At 65.3% G+C, this 18,095-nt stretch carries 14 protein-coding genes; 13 read left to right on the forward strand and 1 reads right to left on the reverse strand.

The window, feature by feature from the left end:
- The first annotated feature begins 8 nt into the window (after positions 1–8).
- The 11 genes from mraY (at position 9) to lpxC (ending at position 13,254) form a co-directional block, all read left to right on the forward strand.
- Positions 9–1,178, forward strand: coding sequence for a phospho-N-acetylmuramoyl-pentapeptide-transferase (gene mraY / locus AC1DQR_RS11450; protein ID WP_017227540.1), 1,170 nt, complete (start codon positions 9–11; stop codon positions 1,176–1,178).
- A gap of 56 nt (positions 1,179–1,234) precedes the next feature.
- Positions 1,235–2,761 (forward strand): UDP-N-acetylmuramoyl-L-alanine--D-glutamate ligase, encoded by a 1,527-nt coding sequence (murD, locus tag AC1DQR_RS11455; protein ID WP_416049747.1) that lies wholly within the window; start codon positions 1,235–1,237, stop codon positions 2,759–2,761.
- A complete protein-coding gene (gene ftsW, locus AC1DQR_RS11460) occupies positions 2,758–3,999 on the forward strand; it encodes a putative lipid II flippase FtsW (RefSeq protein WP_006162532.1) in 1,242 nt (413 codons plus the stop codon). The genes murD and ftsW overlap by 4 nt, the downstream gene beginning before the upstream one ends.
- A gap of 109 nt (positions 4,000–4,108) precedes the next feature.
- Positions 4,109–5,179, forward strand: a complete 1,071-nt coding sequence (gene murG, locus AC1DQR_RS11465) for an undecaprenyldiphospho-muramoylpentapeptide beta-N-acetylglucosaminyltransferase (protein ID WP_416049746.1) — start codon at positions 4,109–4,111, stop codon at positions 5,177–5,179.
- Positions 5,180–5,191: 12 nt separating this feature from the next.
- On the forward strand, positions 5,192–6,631 hold the full coding sequence (murC, locus tag AC1DQR_RS11470; RefSeq protein WP_416049745.1) for a UDP-N-acetylmuramate--L-alanine ligase: 1,440 nt from the start codon (positions 5,192–5,194) through the stop codon (positions 6,629–6,631).
- Positions 6,628–7,611 (forward strand): D-alanine--D-alanine ligase, encoded by a 984-nt coding sequence (locus tag AC1DQR_RS11475; protein WP_416049744.1) that lies wholly within the window; start codon positions 6,628–6,630, stop codon positions 7,609–7,611. The genes murC and AC1DQR_RS11475 overlap by 4 nt, the downstream gene beginning before the upstream one ends.
- 57 nt (positions 7,612–7,668) lie before the next feature.
- The gene (locus AC1DQR_RS11480) at positions 7,669–8,571 is read left to right on the forward strand and encodes a cell division protein FtsQ/DivIB (protein ID WP_416049743.1); all 903 of its coding nucleotides are present in this window, start codon (positions 7,669–7,671) and stop codon (positions 8,569–8,571) included.
- Positions 8,568–9,800: a cell division protein FtsA gene (ftsA, locus tag AC1DQR_RS11485; protein WP_035875601.1), complete on the forward strand. Its 1,233-nt coding sequence runs from the start codon at positions 8,568–8,570 to the stop codon at positions 9,798–9,800. Before AC1DQR_RS11480 ends, ftsA begins: the two co-directional genes overlap by 4 nt.
- A gap of 164 nt (positions 9,801–9,964) precedes the next feature.
- Positions 9,965–11,164, forward strand: a complete 1,200-nt coding sequence (gene ftsZ / locus AC1DQR_RS11490; protein ID WP_006162527.1) for a cell division protein FtsZ — start codon at positions 9,965–9,967, stop codon at positions 11,162–11,164.
- 492 nt (positions 11,165–11,656) lie between these two features.
- A complete protein-coding gene (locus tag AC1DQR_RS11495; RefSeq protein WP_477133056.1) occupies positions 11,657–12,163 on the forward strand; it encodes a redoxin family protein in 507 nt (168 codons plus the stop codon).
- Between the two features lie 173 nt (positions 12,164–12,336).
- Entirely contained in the window at positions 12,337–13,254 is a 918-nt protein-coding gene (lpxC, locus tag AC1DQR_RS11500) for a UDP-3-O-acyl-N-acetylglucosamine deacetylase (protein ID WP_150986813.1), read from the forward strand.
- 128 nt (positions 13,255–13,382) lie between these two features.
- Here the strand turns inward: lpxC and AC1DQR_RS11505 are convergent, their stop codons facing one another.
- Positions 13,383–13,895: a DciA family protein gene (locus AC1DQR_RS11505; RefSeq protein WP_150986814.1), complete on the reverse strand. Its 513-nt coding sequence runs from the start codon at positions 13,893–13,895 to the stop codon at positions 13,383–13,385.
- Between the two features lie 94 nt (positions 13,896–13,989).
- Between AC1DQR_RS11505 and AC1DQR_RS11510 the strand changes: the two genes are divergently transcribed.
- Positions 13,990–14,925: a M23 family metallopeptidase gene (locus AC1DQR_RS11510; RefSeq protein ID WP_416049742.1), complete on the forward strand. Its 936-nt coding sequence runs from the start codon at positions 13,990–13,992 to the stop codon at positions 14,923–14,925.
- A gap of 270 nt (positions 14,926–15,195) precedes the next feature.
- Positions 15,196–17,979 carry a preprotein translocase subunit SecA gene (gene secA / locus AC1DQR_RS11515; protein WP_416049741.1) on the forward strand — a complete coding sequence of 928 codons (2,784 nt, stop codon included), beginning with the start codon at positions 15,196–15,198 and terminating at the stop codon, positions 17,977–17,979.
- Positions 17,980–18,095 lie beyond the last annotated feature (116 nt).

An 18,095-nucleotide genomic window follows, 5' to 3' on the forward strand; every position in this document is an offset into this window, starting at 1 on the left:
GACACACGATGTTATTGGCTCTGGCCCAGTGGCTGCAAAACGACTACAGCTTCCTGCGGGTCTTCAACTACCTGACCTTCCGCGCGGTGATGGCTAACCTCACCGCGCTTTTGATCGGGCTCGGCCTTGGGCCGTGGGTGATCCGCAAGCTGACCGAACTCAAGATCGGCCAGGCGGTGCGCACCATCGGCCCGCAGTCGCACCTGGTCAAGGCCGGCACGCCCACCATGGGCGGCGTGCTGGTGCTGGTGTCGATCGCCATCTCCACGTTGCTGTGGTGCGACTGGGGCAATCGCTTTATCTGGGTCGTGATGCTGGTGACCCTGGGCTACGGCGCGATCGGCTGGGTGGATGACTACCGCAAAGTGGTTTATCGCGATCCGCGCGGCATGTCGAGCCGCGAGAAGTTTTTCTGGCAGACCCTGATCGGCCTGGTGGCCGCGGTCTACCTGGCGTTTTCGGTATCGGAAAGCAGCAATGTGCGGGTGTGGGACCTGTTCCTGGGCTGGGTCGAAGGCGGTTTATCGCTCGACATGCCTTACAAGTCCAACCTGATCGTGCCTTTCTTCAAGGAAGTGAGCTATCCGCTGGGCGTGGCCGGCTTCATCGTGCTGACCTATCTGGTGATCGTGGGTTCGAGCAATGCGGTGAACCTGACCGATGGGCTGGACGGCCTGGTGATCATGCCGGTGGTGCTGGTCGGCAGCGGGCTGGGCGTGTTTGCCTACGTGATGGGCAGTTCGGTCTACAGCAAGTACCTGCTGTTCCCGCATATTCCCGGGGCCGGCGAGTTGCTGATTTTTTGCTCGGCGCTGGCGGGGGCGGGGCTGGCCTTCCTCTGGTTCAACGCGCACCCGGCCCAGGTCTTCATGGGCGACGTTGGCGCGCTGGCGCTGGGCGGCGCGCTGGGCACGGTGGCAGTGATCGTGCGCCAGGAGATTGTGCTGTTCGTGATGGGCGGCATCTTCGTGGTGGAAACGTTGTCGGTGATGCTGCAGGTGGGCTGGTTCAAGATCACCAAGCGGCGCTATGGCGAGGGCAGGCGGTTGTTCAAGATGGCGCCGCTGCACCACCACTTTGAATTGTCCGGCTGGAAGGAAACGCAGGTGACGGTGCGCTTCTGGATCATCACCATGTTGCTGGTGCTGATCGGGCTGTCGTCGCTCAAGTTGCGCTGAAACCAGCGCGTATCCGTATCTATTAACGCAGTAACGCAAGAAAGGCGGGAATCGAAGTGTTTGGCGAGTTGCAAAAACCTCATGTGCTGGTGCTGGGCCTCGGCGAATCGGGGCTGGCGATGGCGCGCTGGTGCGGCCTGTATGGTGCCCCCGTGCGCGTTGCCGACACGCGCGAGGCTCCCGCCAACCTGGTCTTCCTGCAGGCCGAGCTGCCCTCGGCCGAGTTTCATGGCGGCGCCCTGGCCGAAGCGCTGCTCGACGGCATCGAACTGGTGACGATCAGCCCTGGCCTGTCGCCGCTGGAGAGCGATACCGCCGCGCTGCTGGCAGTGGCGCGCGAGCGTGGCATTCCAGTATGGGGCGAAATCGAGCTGTTCGCGCGCGCGCTCGCGCATCTGCGGGCAGAGTCGGGCTACGCGCCGAAGCTGCTGGCCATCACCGGCACCAACGGCAAGACCACCACTACCGCGCTGACCGGCCGCCTGGTGGAGCGCGCCGGCAAGAGCGTGGCGGTGGCGGGAAATATCAGTCCGTCGGCGCTGGACAAGCTGGCCGCCTGCATTGCCTCGGCCACGCTGCCCGAGGTCTGGGTGCTGGAACTGTCGAGCTTCCAGCTGGAGACCACGCATACGCTGGCGCCGCACGCGGCCACGGTGCTCAACATCACCCAGGACCATCTTGACTGGCACGGCAGCATGGAAGCCTATGCCGCCGCCAAGGCTCGGATCTTCGGCCCGGCGCCGGCGGCCGGCGAAGCCGGCTGCCTGCAGATCCTGAACCGCAACGACCGTCTCAGCCTGGAAATGGCCCGCCCGGCCAGCGCACTGGTGACCTTCGGCACCGATCTGCCCGAATTCCCGGGCTGCTTCGGCGTCCAACGCGAGGGCGGCATGCCCTGGCTGGTGGTGGCCGAGCCCGATAGCGAAGCCGAAGGCGAGAACAAGCCGCGCCGCCGCAAGGCCGCGGCCGCCGAGAGCGAGCAAGCCGTGCCGGTGCGCCACAAGCGCCTGATGCCGGCCGATGCGCTGCATATCCGTGGCATGCACAACGCTACCAACGCCATGGCCGCGCTGGCGCTGTGCCGCGCCATCGACCTGCCGATGAACGCGTTGCTGCATGGCCTGCGCGAGTACCGCGGCGAGCCGCACCGTGTGGAGTGGGTCGCCACGGTGGATGATGTCGAGTTCTTCGATGACAGCAAGGGCACCAATGTGGGCGCCACCGTCGCCGCGCTGTCCGGCCTGGACAAGCGGGTGGTGCTGATTGCCGGCGGGGAAGGCAAGGGACAGGATTTTTCGCCGCTGGCCGCGCCGGTGGCGCAGTACGCGCGCGCCGTGGTGCTGATCGGCAAGGATGCCGGCGAGCTGCGCCGCGCGCTCCAGGACACCGGGGTCACGCTGGCCGATGCCGCCACGCTGGAGCAGGCGGTCACGCTGGCTGCCAGCGCAGCGCAGGGCGGCGACGCCGTGCTGCTGTCGCCGGCGTGCGCCAGCCTCGACATGTTCCGTAATTATGTGCACCGTGCCGAAGTCTTTCGCGCCGCGGTGGAAGAACTGGCGATGTCCAGGGGGATCGTGCCATGAGCGACGCACAGGTCAAGCGTAGCGGCTTTATCGGGGCCACCATCGGCAACGCCTGGGGCGGCTTGCGCGATGCGGTGTCCGGCGTCAAGCCGACGCGCTCGCGCATGATGGAATACGACCAGCCACTGCTGTGGGTGGCGATCGTGCTGCTCGCGCTTGGCCTTGTGATGGTCTATTCGGCCTCGATCGCGCTGCCTGACTCGCCGCGCTATGCCAACTACCGCGAGAGCCACTTCCTCGCGCGCCACGCGTTTGCGCTGTTCATCGGGCTGTCGATGGGACTGCTGGCCTTCCAGATCCCGGTCAAGTTCTGGGATAAGTACGCGCCCAAGCTGTTCGTGATCGCGCTGGTGATGCTGATCGTCGTGCTGGTGCCGTTCGTGGGCAAGGGCGTGAATGGCGCGCGGCGCTGGATTCCGCTGGGCATCATGAACTTCCAGCCGTCCGAGTTCATGAAGCTGGCGGTGGTGCTGTACACCGCCAACTACACCGTGCGCAAGCAGGAGTGGATGCAGAACGTGGGCAAGGGCTTCCTGCCGATGGGCGTGGCCGTGGTGGTGGTCGGCATGCTGCTGCTGCTGGAGCCCGACATGGGCGCCTTCCTGGTGGTGGCCACCGTCGCCATGGGCATCCTCTTCCTCGGTGGCATCAACGGCAAGCTGTTCGCCGGCCTGGTTGGCGTGGCGGTGGGCGCCTTTGCGCTGCTGATCACGGCGTCACCCTGGCGGCGCGAGCGGATCTTCGCCTATCTGAACCCGTGGGAAGAAGCCAACGCGCTGGGCAAGGCTTACCAGCTCACCCATTCGCTGATCGCCTTCGGCCGCGGCGAGTGGACCGGGGTGGGGCTGGGCGGCAGCATCGAGAAGCTGCACTACCTGCCCGAGGCGCATACCGACTTCATCCTCGCTGTGATTGGCGAGGAGTTCGGCTTTGTGGGCGTGCTGGTGGTGATCGTGCTGTTCTACTGGATGGTGCGCCGCGCCTTCGAGATCGGCCGCACCGCCCTGCAGCTCGACCGCACCTTTGCCGGCCTGGTGGCCAAGGGCATCGGCATCTGGGTTGGCTGGCAGACCTTTATCAATATGGGCGTGAACCTGGGCCTGCTGCCCACCAAGGGGCTGACCTTGCCGCTGGTGAGCTACGGCGGCTCGGGCATCCTGATGAACTGCGTGGCGCTGGCGATCCTGCTGCGTATCGACTATGAGAATCGGGTGATGATGCGCGGAGGGAAGGTATGACCGTAGCGCAGCATCACTTGGTTCCGGCGGAGGCTAACTTCCTGCGTAAGCAGGAAGTTAAGCGCAGCGGCCGTAGCCAGAACCATTCAATGATGCGCGGAGGGAAAGTATGACCGCACCGCGCACCTTGCTCGTGATGGCTGGCGGCACCGGGGGGCACGTCTTCCCCGGGCTGGCGGTCGCGCGCGCGCTGCGTGAGCAGGGCTGGCGGGTGGTATGGCTGGGCAACCGCACCGGCATGGAAGCCACGCTGGTGCCCAAGTACGACATCCCGATGGAGTTCATCCAGTTTGGCGGCCTGCGCGGCAAGGGCCCGCTGACCAAGCTGATGCTGCCGCTGAACCTGTTGCGCGCCTTCTGGCAAAGCCTGCAGGCGCTGCGCCGGGTGCGGCCCAACGTGGTGCTGGGCATGGGCGGCTATATTACGTTCCCCGCCGGCATGATGGCCTCGCTGCTGGGGCGGCCGCTGGTGCTGCACGAGCAGAACTCGATTGCCGGGCTGGCCAACAAGGTGCTGGCCAAGGTCGCGGACCGGGTGCTGTGCGCGTTTCCGAATGCCCTGCCGGACAGCGAGTGGACCGGCAACCCGGTGCGCGACGAAGTGGCGCGCATGCCGGCGCCCGAGGCGCGCTACGACGGCCGCACCGGCCCGCTGCGGCTGCTGGTGGTGGGCGGCAGCCTGGGCGCGGCGGCGCTCAACGAGGTCGTGCCCAAGGCGCTGGCGCTGCTGCCGCAAGGCGAGCGCCCGCTGGTCAAGCACCAGGCCGGCGCGAAGCAGATCGACACGCTGCGCGCCAACTACCAGGCCGCCGGCGTGGCGGCGGAAGCCTTGCCTTTTATCGACGACATGGCGGCGGCATACGCAGAGGCGGATCTGGTGATCTGCCGCGCGGGCGCAATGACCGTGTCGGAGGTGGCGGCGGCAGGCGTGGCGGCACTGTTCGTGCCGTTCCCGCATGCGGTCGATGACCACCAGACCACCAATGCGGAATTCCTCTCGACCCAGGATGCCGCCTTGCTGGTCCAACAGAACGAACTGACCGCGAGCGGGCTGGCGCAGACGCTGGCCTCGCTGTCGCGGCCCCGACTCAGAGAGATGGCGCATCAGGCGCGCGGTCTTGCCAAGCCCGAAGCGACCCGGCGCGTGGCGGAGATCTGCAGCCAGATGGCCAGGGATTGAACCAACGGATTCATGAAGCACATCGTCAAGAACATCCATTTCGTAGGCATCGGCGGCGCCGGCATGAGCGGCATCGCCGAGGTCCTATTGAACCTGGGCTACAAGGTCTCAGGGTCCGACGTGGGCAGCAATGCCGCCACGCGGCGCCTCGCGTCGCTCGGCGCGACCGTGATGCACGGGCATGATGCCGCCAACGTCAACGGCGCCAACGCCGTGGTGGTGTCCACCGCCGTGACCAACGACAACCCCGAGGTGCTGGCCGCGCGCGCCAAGCGCATCCCGGTGGTGCCGCGCGCGGTGATGCTGGCCGAGCTGATGCGCCTGAAGCAGGGCGTGGCCATCGCCGGCACGCATGGCAAGACCACCACCACCAGCCTGGTGGCGTCGGTGCTGGCCGAAGGCGGACTCGATCCCACCTTCGTGATCGGCGGCCGGCTCAACTCGGCGGGCGCCAACGCGCGCCTGGGCACGGGCGACTTCATCGTGGCCGAGGCTGACGAGTCGGATGCCTCGTTCCTGAACCTGTTCCCGGTGATCGAGGTCATCACCAACATCGACGCCGACCACATGGACACCTACGGGCATGACTTTGCCCGGCTCAAGCAGGCGTTCGTGGAGTTCACCCAGCGCCTGCCGTTCTACGGCATCGCGGTGCTGTGCGTGGACGACCCCAACGTGCGCGAGATCATGCCGTTCGTGTCCAAGCCGATCGTGCGCTACGGCTTTGCCGAAGATGCGCAGGTGCGCGCGGTCAATGCCCGCGCCGTCGACGGCCAGATGCATTTCACCGTGCTGCGCCAGTTGAACGGACACGCCGAGGCGCCGCTGGAGGTGGTGCTGAACCTGCCGGGCATGCACAACATCCAGAACGCGCTGGCGGCGATTGCCATCGCGACCGAGCTGGAAGTGCCGGACGCCGCCATCGTCAAGGCGCTGCGCGAGTTCCACGGGGTGGGACGCCGCTTCCAGCGCTATGGCGAAGTGGCCTGCGTCGGCACTATCGAGCCGGGCGAGGCCAAGAGCGCGGGCACCTTCACGCTGGTGGACGACTACGGCCACCATCCGGTCGAGATGGCCGCGACGCTGGCCGCCGCGCGCGGTGCGTTCCCGGGGCGCCGGCTGGTGCTAGCGTTCCAGCCGCACCGCTATACCCGCACGCGCGACTGCTTCGAGGACTTCGTCAAGGTGCTGGGCACCGTGGATGCGCTGCTGCTGGCGGAGGTCTATGCCGCCGGCGAAGCCCCGATCGTGGCCGCCGATGGCCGCGCGCTGACGCGCGCGCTGCGCGTGGCAGGCAAGGTTGAACCCGTTTTTGTGGAGCAGATCGACGAAATGCCGCAGGCTATCCTGAACGCCGTGCGTCCCGGCGATGTGGTGGTGACGATGGGCGCGGGCACGATTGGTACCGTGCCCGGACAACTGGTTTCTCAGCAAGCCGGGGGGCAGGCATGAGCTTCGTCGCCCATCCCAATATCGATCCCAAGGCGCTGGGCAAGGTTGGCGTGCTGCTCGGCGGCCGCTCGGCCGAACGCGAGATCTCGCTGCTGTCGGGCAACGGCGTGCTGGCAGCGCTGCGCTCGCGCGGCGTCGATGCCCATGCCTTCGATCCCGGCCTGCAGTCGGTGGCCGAACTGGCCACGGCTGGCTTTGACCGCGTCTTTATTGCCCTGCATGGCCGCTACGGTGAAGACGGCACCATCCAGGGCCTGCTCGAGCAACTCGGCGTGCCCTATACCGGCAGCGGCGTGCTGGCCTCGGCGCTGGCCATGGACAAGCAGGCCACCAAGCGCTTGTGGACCACGCACGGCCTGCCCACGCCGCGCTTCGCCATGCTGCACGCCGATACCGATTTCGATGCCGTGGTGACCGACCTGGGCCTGCCCCTCATCGTCAAGCCGGCGCGCGAGGGCTCGTCCATTGGCCTGACCAAGGTGACCGAAGCCGGCCAGATGCGTGCCGCCTTCGAGAAGGCCGCGGCGCTGGACAACGACGTGATCGCCGAAACCTTTATCGACGGCGCGGAGCTGACCTGCCCGATCGTGGGGGAGGGCGCCACCGCCGAAGCGCTGCCGGTGATCCGCATCGTTGCCCCCGGCGCGAACTACGACTATCAAAACAAGTACTTTACTGACGATACCCAGTATCTGTGCCCGTCGGGCCTGCCGGCCGACGTGGAAGCCGAAGTCCGGCGCCTGGCGGTGCAATCCTTCCGCGTGCTGGGTTGCCGCGGCTGGGCGCGCGCCGACGTGATGCTCAGCGCCGACAACAAGCCTTACCTGCTCGAGATGAATACCTCGCCCGGCATGACCGGCCATTCGCTGGTGCCGATGGCCGCGCGCGCGGTGGGCATCAGCTACGAGGACTTCGTCATGCAGGTGATTGCCGCGGCCACGCTGGACCTGCATCCCAGTGCGGCCTGGAAGCCCGATTGAGCATAGACCGAGCCAACACTGAACCCTGACTGACCGGAACCGGGACAACCCAACGCCATGTGGCACAACACTCGCCTGCTTAACCTGATCGCCTCCACGCTCTACGCGCTGGTGGCGATGATGGCGTTCGCGGCCGGCTTGCTATGGCTGGCGCAGCGGCCGGTGTTTGCCATTACCCACGTCGAGCTGGTGTCGATGGAAGGCGGCACCCTGCGCCATGTCAATGCGCCGAGCGTGCGCGCCAACGCCCTGGGCAAGCTGTCGGGGAGCTTTTTCACGCTGGACCTGAACGAGGCGCGCCAGATCTTCGAGTCGGTACCCTGGGTGCGCCGTGCCAGCGTGCGGCGCGAATGGCCCAACGGGCTGGCGGTCGAGGTCGAGGAGCACGAAGCCCTTGGTACGTGGGGCAATGCCGACAGTGGCCGCCTGATCAACACTTATGGTGAAGTTTTCGTCGCCAATCCGGCCGAAGCCGAGGAAGATGCCCAGTTGCTCGCACTCGATGGCCCGCCGGACAGCGAGGGCGACGTGGTGGACAAGCTCGAAGTCATGCGCGAGTGGTTCAAGCCGCTGAAGGTGGAGCCGCTGGCGGTCACGCTGTCGTCCCGCTACGCCTGGCGCGCCAAGCTCTCCAACGGCATGGTGGTGGAGCTTGGCCGTGAACAGAACGACGAGGAGCGCGACGCCATGGACCAGCGCGTCAAGCGCTTCGTGGTGGCCTGGCCCCAGGTCACGGAGCAGTGGGGCAAGCAGATCGAGTATGCGGACCTGCGATACCCCAACGGGTTCGCGATTCGCGCGGCTAACGTGCGCTTCCTGACCGACGCCCAGGCAGCAGCGGCGGCCAAGGCGAGAGCAGCCGGTTCCAGCACGAGCACCAGCGCGAACACGAACGCCAGCACCAATCCGAACAACAATCCGACGCGACTCAAGAGCAAGAACGCGGAGAAAAACCGATGAGCAAGGAATACAAGGACCTACTGGTCGGTCTCGATATCGGCACTTCCAAAGTGGCCGCGGTGGTGGCGGAGTTGCGCCCCGACGGCAGCTACGAAGTGATCGGGATGGGCCAGTCAGAGTCCAAGGGTCTGAAGAAAGGGGTCGTGGTCAATATCGAGGCCACCGTGCAGTCCATCCAGCGTGCGCTGGAGGAGGCTGAGCTGATGGCCGACTGCAAGATCTCCGAGGTGTTTACCGGCATCGCCGGCAGCCATATCCGCAGCTTCAATTCCAGCGGCATGGTGGCGATCAAGGACAAGGAGGTCACCCAGACCGATGTGGCCCGGGTGATCGAGACCGCCAAGGCGGTCAATATCCCGACCGACCAGCAGATCCTGCACATCCTCACGCAGGAATTCATCATCGACGGCCAGGAGGACGTGCGCGAGCCGATCGGCATGAGCGGCATCCGCCTGGAAGTGAAGGTGCATATCGTCACCGGCGCGGTCAGCGCGGCGCAGAACATCGTCAAGTGCGTGCGCCGCTGCGGCCTGGAGGTGCACGACCTGATCCTGCAGCCGCTGGCTTCCAGCCTGGCGGTGCTGACCGAGGACGAGAAGGAACTCGGCGTGGTGCTGGTCGATATCGGTGGCGGCACCACCGATATCGCCATCTTCAGCGAAGGCGCGATCCGGCATACGGCCGTGATCCCCATCGCCGGCGACCAGATCACCAACGACATCGCCATGGCGCTGCGCACGCCCACGCCCGATGCCGAGGACGTCAAGATCCAGTACGGCATCGCCAAGCAGGCCATCGCCGACCCGGAAGACATGATCGAGGTCCCTGGCGTTGGCGACCGCGGCACGCGTTCGCTATCGCGCCAGGCGCTGGCGGCCGTGATCGAGCCGCGTATCGAGGAGTTGTACTCGCTGGTGCACCAGGTGGTGCGCGAGTCGGGCTATGAGGAATTGCTGTCGTCGGGGGTCGTGATCACCGGCGGCACCGCGATGATGCCGGGCATGGTGGAACTGGGCGAGGACATCTTCCTCAAGCCGGTTCGGGTCGGCGTGCCGGAATATCGCGGAAATTTGCACGAAGTAGTAAAGAGTCCGCGCTATTCGACCGTAATGGGACTACTGCTCGAAGGCCGCGTGCAGCGCATGCGCGGGCGCAAGGTGGCGGTGCAGAGCGGCTCGGTCAAGCAGGTGTGGACCCGCATGAAGGAATGGTTCGTCGGCAACTTCTGAACGTTGCAGGCGACTGGATTGCACTGGATTGAATGGCGGGCCTGTCCACCGAATGGCGGGCAGGCCGTTGAACACGCAGTTTTTTGATGGTTTCTTGTTCAGTAACCAAGGGTTGCGGCGGGGAGGCTGCAGCGTTTGGCGGCTGATTCTTCTTGGAGGCAGTGATGGACTTTGACATGATCGAAACGGAATTGCAGGACGGCACCATCATCAAGGTGATCGGCGTGGGCGGCGCGGGCGGTAACGCTGTGCAGCACATGATCAGCCGTGGCGTGCAAGGCGTCGAATTTATCTGCATGAACACCGATGCGCAGGCGCTCAAGCGCTCCAGCGCTTCGCGCGTGCTGCAGCTCGGCAACACCGGCCTGGGGGCCGGCGCCAAGCCGGAGGTCGGCCGCAACTGTGCAGATCAGGCGCGCGAGCAGATCGCCGACTCGCTGCGTGGTGCGCACATGGTCTTCATCACTGCCGGCATGGGTGGCGGCACCGGTACCGGCGCTGCCCCGGTCGTGGCCCAGGTTGCCAAGGAAATGGGCATCCTGACCGTGGGCGTGGTCAGCAAGCCCTTCGAGTTCGAAGGCGCGCGCCGCGCCAAGGTGGCGGAAGCTGGCTCGGGCGAGCTGGAGTCCTGCGTCGATTCGCTGATCGTTGTGCTCAACGAAAAGCTGTTCGAAGTGATGGGCGATGACGCCGAGATGGACAAGTGCTTCCAGTGCGCCGACGACGTGCTGCACAACGCGGTTGCCGGCATTGCCGAGATCATCAATGTCGATGGCCTGGTGAACGTCGACTTCGAAGACGTGAAGACGGTCATGGGCGAGCAGGGCAAGGCCATGATGGGCACGGCCACCGTGTCGGGCGTTGACCGCGCCCGCCTGGCTGCCGAGCAGGCTGTCGCCAGCCCGCTGCTGGAAGGCGTGGACCTGTCGGGCGCACGCGGCGTGCTGGTCAACATCACGGCCAGCCGCTCGCTCAAGCTGTCGGAAACCAAGGAAGTCATGAACACCATCCGCAGCTACGCCGCGGAAGATGCCACCGTGATCTTCGGCACGGTGTACGACGACGCCATGGGCGATGCACTGCGCGTGACCGTGGTGGCGACGGGCCTGGGCCGTTCGGCCAAGAAGCAACAGCCGATGACCCTGCTCAAGACCGGTACCGACAACATGCCGGTGCAGATGATGGGCAACATGACCAGCAACGTGGGCGTAAGCCACAGCAGCGCGCCGGACTACAGCAATCTGGACACGCCGGCGGTATGGCGCAGCTCGCGCGAGTCTGCGTCCGCCCACGTGGCTGCGCTGCAGGAAAAGGGTGTGGATACGTACGACATCCCGGCCTTCCTGCGCAAGCAGGCGGACTGAGTTGGCTCGGCAAGGTGCCGGCAGGGCCGGTTGCCATCAGGCCGCGACCCCGGACCAGCGAAACACGCAAGCGCTCCCTACGCTCGTGTTCCGCCCGGTGGTTTCGGACTGAGCGGCAACCAGCCAGGCTGCCCTTTCGCTGACGCTCAGGCTGCATCCCGTCGCCGGGACAGGCGTGCCTCCGGCCGCCTCCCCGGACTGGTCTCCCGCCCCTCCCGGCCGGGATGTGCCGTCGTCCGCGCGTCGATCGCAAGATCGGCGCGCGAATTTATTTCAAGAACAGTGCGGCCCGCAGCATGAGAAGCCGCCTTCAAGTGATGTAGGCGTCGTGTGCCACGTGGCGCGAGCCGCCCGATGCTCCCTGCGTAAGAGCCTGGGTACCGCCTTGTCGGAGGATTCCGACGAAGTAACGGACGGTGAACCGCCTTGGGCACCCGCGGCGGGCGCACTATGATGCTAAACAGGGTTTTTACCGAGACAGGAAGACACAACATGATCGCTATTGGAGCGCGTGTGCCGGACGCCACGCTGAATGAGTTCTTTGAGGTCGAAACCGGCGGCTGCGCCCTTGGGCCCAGTTCCTTCTCGGCGTTGGAACTCGCGCGTGGCCGCAAGATCGTGGTGTTCGGCCTGCCCGGTGCCTTTACGCCGACCTGCTCCGCCAAGCATGTGCCAGGCTTTGTCGCGCAGGCCGACGCGCTGCGCGCCGCCGGGGTGGACGAGATCTGGTGTGTATCGGTCAACGACGCCTTTGTCATGGGCGCCTGGGGCCGCGAGCAGCAGACCGGCGGCCGTGTGCGCATGATGGCCGACGGCAGCGCCGAATGGACCCGCCGGCTGGGCCTGGAGCAAGACCTGACCGCACGCGGCATGGGCATACGCTCCAAGCGCTATGCCATGGTGCTTGACGATGGCGTGGTGTCCCATCTGTGGCTTGAAGCGCCCGGCGAGTTCAAGGTCAGCAGCGCTGAAGCCGTGCTGGCTGCGTTGCGCGCGTAATACGAGCGTGTGTCAGTACAGGTCACTAAAGTGATTTTTTGTGCATTTATTGTGATTTATTTCTTCTTGCTAACACACCGAAACAAAGTGACGCAGCGCAGCAAACGAAGCAATGGTAAAATCGCTATATTAGAAAGTGTACTTGATAGATTTTAATAATAGCTGAGACTGTCATGCTAAAACAGCGCACCATCAAATCCCTGGTCAAGACCGTTGGCATTGGTTTGCACTCGGGCCGTAAAGTGACGCTGACGCTGCGCCCGGCCCCGGTGGATACTGGCATCGTATTCACCCGCGTCGACCTGCCCGAAGCGGTCGAAATCGTCGCGAGCGCGTCAGCCATTGGCGACACGCGCCTGGCGTCGGTCCTGCAGAAGGACGGCGCGCGCGTCTCGACCGTGGAGCATTTGATGTCCGCCTGCGCGGGCCTTGGCATCGACAACCTCTATGTGGATGTCGACGCCGAAGAAATCCCCATCATGGACGGCAGCGCCGCGTCTTTCGTCTTCCTGCTGCAGTCGGCCGAGATCGAGCAGCAATCGGCGCCCAAGCGTTTCATCCGCGTGAAGAAAGCCGTGGAAGTGCGTGAAGGCGACAAGCTGGCGCGGCTGGAGCCCTTCTTTGGCTTCAAGCTGGCGTTCACCATCGATTTCCGCCATCCCGCGGTGGACAAGACCGGCCAGACCTTCGCCATCGACTTCGCCGACACCAGTTATGTGCGCGAAATCGCCCGCGCCCGCACCTTCGGCTTTGCCCATGAAGTGGAAGCCCTGCGCGAGATGGGCCTGGCGCGCGGCGGCAGCCTGGACAATGCGATCGTGCTCGACGAGCACCGCATGCTGAACAACGAAGAACTGCGCTACGGCGACGAGTTCGTGCGCCACAAGATCCTGGATGCGATTGGCGACCTGTACGTGGTCGGGCATCCGCTGATTGGCGCGTATATCGCCAACAAGTCCGGGCACGGCCTGAACAACCAGTTGTTGCGCGCGTTGCTGGCCGATCAGGAAGCCTACGAGATGGTGACGTTCGAGCGCGTCGAGGATGCGCCGCCAGCGTTCCTGCCGCAGTTGGCGCCGGCGTTCGCGTAGCGCGGGAAGGGAGTTCAGGGCCGCTGCACGGTCCTATGTGAAAGCCGGTCTCCAGGCCGGCTTTTTTACGTTTGGGCGTCGAACAGGCTTGCGCTTCAGGTATCAGCGCCCGCCGGCGCTTTCACCTTTCACCGATGGTGTGACAACAGCGTATTCAGTGCATCGCGCAACGGCGACTCGGGCAGTTCCTGGGCCAGCTGGGTCAGGCTGGACAAGCCGGTTGCCGACATCCGCGCGACCTTGGGCTTCACCACCGGCCCGGTGTCCCAATCGCTCTGCCGCCCGACCTCCGGTTGTACCCTCACCCGGATTGCGGTAATCTGCGATCCCCGCTGTTGCAGCCTGGAAAGTAGCGTAGGAACCACTTGTCGGACTCGTGCCGCTGCGGCCCCATGGGCGGCAAGCAACAGCAAAGTTCGCTCCGACTGGCCTTGCCCGATGCCGCGGGCGTCTTGCTTGACGCCGGCTACAGCAATGCCATCCTGCAGTCCGCGCGGCAGGAGCGATAGCACCTCAGCCTCCAGTACCGCCAGTTCCCGTGCCGTCTGCATCAGGGCCGAGACTGGGCCAGCCTTATCCAGCCAGTCGTTAAGCGGCTTGGCGGCGGGCGTCTGGAGGGCGTAATGGGTAAACATGCGCATGCGCGCATTCTAGCGTGCCGTTCGCGTCAGTGCGGCGGCTTATGCGTCGCGGCTGCCCGGCTTGCGCCGGCCAGGCATGAGAAGGAGTTGCGCCATGCAGATCATCCTGCTTCACCCACGCCTACCGCGTGTTCGCCATTTCACCCTGTCGCGGAGCAAGGTCCTTGCCGGCATCGCGTTGCTGTGCCTGGTCGTCGCGCTGGTGTCGTCGGCCCTGACCTGGGCCGTGGCCCGCTCGGGCATCGCAGCGCCGGCCCGGGCACCAGGCGACGACGCTTACCTGCGGGCCAACCTCAATGTGCTCGCGACCCGCGTGGGCGAGATCCAGGCCCGGATGGTGCGGTTGGACGCGCTTGGCGAGCGGGTCTCGGGGCTGGCCGGCATCGCGCCCAAGGAGTTCAACTTCCAGCAGCCGCCCGGGCGCGGCGGCTTGGCCGCATCCGCGCAGTCGCGCACCTCGAGCCTGCCGGAGCTGCAGCTTGCGCTGGCGCGCCTGTCGGACCAGGCCGAGCAGCACGCGGACTATTTCGACGCGGTGGCGAGCACCTTGCTGGACCGCCAGAGCGAGAGCCGCCGTGTCCCGCGCGTGCTGCCGGTGGCGAGCGGCTACGATGCATCCGGCTTCGGCTGGCGTTTCGACCCGTTCACCGGGCGCCGCACCCCGCATGATGGTGTGGATTTTTCGGCACCCACGGGCACCCCGATCGTGGCGGCGGCCGGCGGCGTGGTGGTCGCGGCGGAATGGCACCCAGAATATGGCAACCTGATCGACATCGACCACGGCAACGGCCTCAAGACCCGCTATGCGCACGCGTTCAGGCTGCAGGTGAAGGCCGGCGACCTTGTCAAGCCTGGCCAGCAGATCGCTCTGGTAGGCTCCACCGGGCGCTCCACCGGCGCGCACCTGCATTTCGAGGTGCATGTGGACGGTGTGCCGCAAAACCCGAATCGCTTCCTGGCCATCGCCAAGCCTGCACCAGCCCAGGTTGCCCAGGCGCCGGACCCCACCGATCGCAATCTCATCCGTTGAAGAACCGCGGCGTCGCCCCGATGTCGGAAGGATTGGATGCGCGGGTTGTGTCCGGGCCGTCAAGTGGCGGGGGATGCGTGGTGTGGTTTGCACAGCGTTTGACCTGCCGCTTGGTTCCGGTCGTGACCCGCGCGCGTGATAAACTCGGCGTTTTGCGCCAATCTTCCTATTTCCTCGCGCGGTCCGCCCTGGGCAGCCGGCCAAGCCGGCGGCTAGGCCGCCCTAGTGCGTACCACGGCGGCGTACCACTCGCGTAGGTGAAAGCAATCGATGATCACGGGCCTTCTCAAGAAAGTCTTCGGCAGCCGTAATGAACGGCTGATCAAACAATATGGCAGGACCGTCGCGCAGATCAATGCGCTGGAACCGAAGTTCGAGGCACTTTCGGATGACGACCTGCGTGGCATGACCGAGATTTTCCGGCAGCGCCACGCCGCCGGGGAGTCGCTCGAGGCGTTGCTGCCCGAGGCCTTCGCGGTGTGCCGCGAGGCCAGCAAGCGGATCATGAAGATGCGCCACTTTGACGTCCAGCTGATCGGCGGCATGGTGCTCAATGACAACAAGATCGCTGAAATGCGCACCGGCGAGGGCAAGACCCTTACCGCGACGCTGCCGGTGTACCTCAATGCCATTACCGGCCGCGGCGTGCACGTTGTCACGGTCAACGACTACCTGGCCCAGCGTGACGCCGAGTGGATGGGGCGCCTGTACAACTTCCTCGGCCTGTCGGTCGGCGTGAATTTGTCGCAGATGCCGCATGACCAGAAGGCTGCTGCCTATGCGTCCGACATCACGTACGGCACCAACAACGAGTTCGGCTTCGACTACCTGCGCGACAACATGGTCTACGACCCTGGCCAGCGCGTGCAACGTCCGCTGAACTACGCCATCGTCGACGAGGTGGACTCGATCCTGATCGACGAAGCGCGCACTCCGCTGATCATCTCGGGCCAGGCTGAGAACCAGACCGACCTGTACCAGCGCATGAACGGCGTGCCCAAGCTGCTGGTGCGCCAGATCGGCGAGGAAAAGGCCGACGGCACCGGCGTCGAGAAGCCGGGCGACTACTTCGTCGACGAAAAGGGCCACCAAGTCTACCTGACCGAGGCGGGCCACGAGAAGGCCGAAGAGATCCTGATGCAGCAAGGCCTGATCGGCGAGGGCGAATCGCTCTATGCGCCGCAGAACATCACGCTGATGCATCACCTCTACGCCGCGCTGCGCGCGCAGAGCCTGTTCCATCGCGACCAGCATTATGTGGTGCAGAACGACGAAGTTGTCATCGTCGACGAGTTCACCGGCCGCCTGATGACCGGACGGCGCTGGTCCGACGGCCTGCACCAGGCCGTGGAAGCCAAGGAAGGCGTGACGATCCAGCAGGAAAACCAGACGCTGGCGACGATCACCTTCCAGAACTACTTCCGCATGTACGAGAAGCTGTCCGGCATGACCGGCACGGCCGATACGGAAGCCTACGAATTCCAGGAGATCTACGGCCTGGAAGTGGTGGTCATCCCCACCAACCGTGGCGCCCAGCGCAAGGACTTCCAGGACCAGATCTACAAGACCTCGAACGAACGCTACGACGCCGTGGTGCGCGATATCCGCGACTGCTACGAGCGCGGCCAGCCCGTGCTGGTGGGCACCACCTCGATCGAGACCTCGGAATACCTGTCCGGCCTGCTCGACAAGGCCAAGCTGCCGCACCAGGTGCTTAACGCCAAGCAGCACGAGCGCGAGGCCGAGATCGTGGCGCAGGCGGGCCGCCCCAAGATGATCACCATCGCCACCAACATGGCGGGCCGTGGCACCGACATCGTGCTGGGCGGCAACGTGGAGAAGCAGGCTGGCTTCATTGAAGCCGACGAAAGCCTCTCCGAGGCCGACAAGGCCGCGCGCATCGCCCATCTGGAAGGCGAGTGGCAGTCGCTGCACGAGCAGGTCAAGGCCGCCGGCGGCCTGCATATCGTGGGCACCGAGCGCCATGAGTCGCGCCGTATCGACAACCAGCTGCGCGGCCGTGCCGGCCGTCAGGGCGATCCGGGCTCGTCCCGCTTCTACCTGTCGCTGGACGACCAGTTGCTGCGCATCTTCGCCGGCGACCGCGTGCGCGCCATCATGGAGCGCCTGAAGATGCCGGAAGGCGAGCCGATCGAAGCGGGCATCGTCACGCGCTCGATCGAATCCGCCCAGCGCAAGGTGGAAGGCCGCAACTTCGATATCCGCAAGCAGCTGCTGCAGTACGACGACGTGGCCAACGACCAGCGCAAGGAAATCTACAAGCTGCGCAACGAGGTGCTCGAGTCGCAAGACGTTGGCGAGATGGTGAAGAACCTGCGCCAGAGCGTGCTGGTCGAGATGTTCCGCGACCACGTGCCGGCCGACACCATGGAAGAGCAGTGGGACATCAAGGGCCTGGAGACCAAGCTGCGCGAGGAATGGTCCCTGGACGTGCCGCTGGCCGCGACCATCGAGGCCGCCCAGAGCATCGAGGACGAGGTGCTGCTGGACAAGATCATGCACGCGGCCGACGAGCGCTACGATGCCAAGGTCAAGCAGGTTGGCCGCGAATCGTTTGCCGGCTTCGAGCGTTCGGTGATGCTGCAAAGCATCGATACGCACTGGCGTGAGCACCTGGCCGCGCTGGATCACCTGCGCCAGGGTATCCACCTGCGCGGCTATGCGCAGAAGGATCCCAAGCAGGAATACAAGCGCGAGTCGTTCGAGTTGTTCGCCCGCCTGCTGGACGTGATCAAGGTGGAAGTCACCCGCGTGATCTTCAACGTGCAGATCCAGTCGCCGGAAGAGCTCGAGCAAGCCTCGGAGCAGATCGAGGAAGGCCTGTCGCACCTCGCCAACGTGCAGTACAAGCACGAGGAGTTCGACGAGGCCACGCAGGGCGCGGAGAGCGTGGGCAGCAGCGCGCCCGAGCGCGCCGGCATTGCCTACGCCGCCGCGGCGGAAGCCGCGGGCATGGCCAAGGTGGGGCGCAACGATCCCTGCCCATGCGGCTCCGGCAAGAAGTTCAAGCAGTGCCACGGCAAGCTCAGCTAAGCCGCGCACCGTGAAGTCAGCAAACATGCCCGCGCAAGCGGGCATGTTCGTCAGGGGCGGCGCATTCAATAGAAAGCGCCGCCGTCTGGCAGCAGCAGAAACAGCAAAACCAGCAA

The organism is Cupriavidus sp. 05L411 (assembly GCF_056398045.1).

Coding starts and splice junctions, on each gene's coding strand:
- mraY (WP_017227540.1), top strand. CDS start 9: ATGTTATTGGCTCTGGCCCAGTGGCTGCAAAACGACTACAGCTTCCTG.
- ftsW (WP_006162532.1), top strand. CDS start 2,758: ATGAGCGACGCACAGGTCAAGCGTAGCGGCTTTATCGGGGCCACCATC.
- murG (WP_416049746.1), top strand. CDS start 4,109: ATGACCGCACCGCGCACCTTGCTCGTGATGGCTGGCGGCACCGGGGGG.
- murC (WP_416049745.1), top strand. CDS start 5,192: ATGAAGCACATCGTCAAGAACATCCATTTCGTAGGCATCGGCGGCGCC.
- AC1DQR_RS11475 (WP_416049744.1), top strand. CDS start 6,628: ATGAGCTTCGTCGCCCATCCCAATATCGATCCCAAGGCGCTGGGCAAG.
- AC1DQR_RS11480 (WP_416049743.1), top strand. CDS start 7,669: ATGTGGCACAACACTCGCCTGCTTAACCTGATCGCCTCCACGCTCTAC.
- ftsA (WP_035875601.1), top strand. CDS start 8,568: ATGAGCAAGGAATACAAGGACCTACTGGTCGGTCTCGATATCGGCACT.
- ftsZ (WP_006162527.1), top strand. CDS start 9,965: ATGGACTTTGACATGATCGAAACGGAATTGCAGGACGGCACCATCATC.
- AC1DQR_RS11495 (WP_477133056.1), top strand. CDS start 11,657: ATGATCGCTATTGGAGCGCGTGTGCCGGACGCCACGCTGAATGAGTTC.
- lpxC (WP_150986813.1), top strand. CDS start 12,337: ATGCTAAAACAGCGCACCATCAAATCCCTGGTCAAGACCGTTGGCATT.
- AC1DQR_RS11505 (WP_150986814.1), bottom strand. CDS start 13,895: ATGCGCATGTTTACCCATTACGCCCTCCAGACGCCCGCCGCCAAGCCG.
- AC1DQR_RS11510 (WP_416049742.1), top strand. CDS start 13,990: ATGCAGATCATCCTGCTTCACCCACGCCTACCGCGTGTTCGCCATTTC.
- secA (WP_416049741.1), top strand. CDS start 15,196: ATGATCACGGGCCTTCTCAAGAAAGTCTTCGGCAGCCGTAATGAACGG.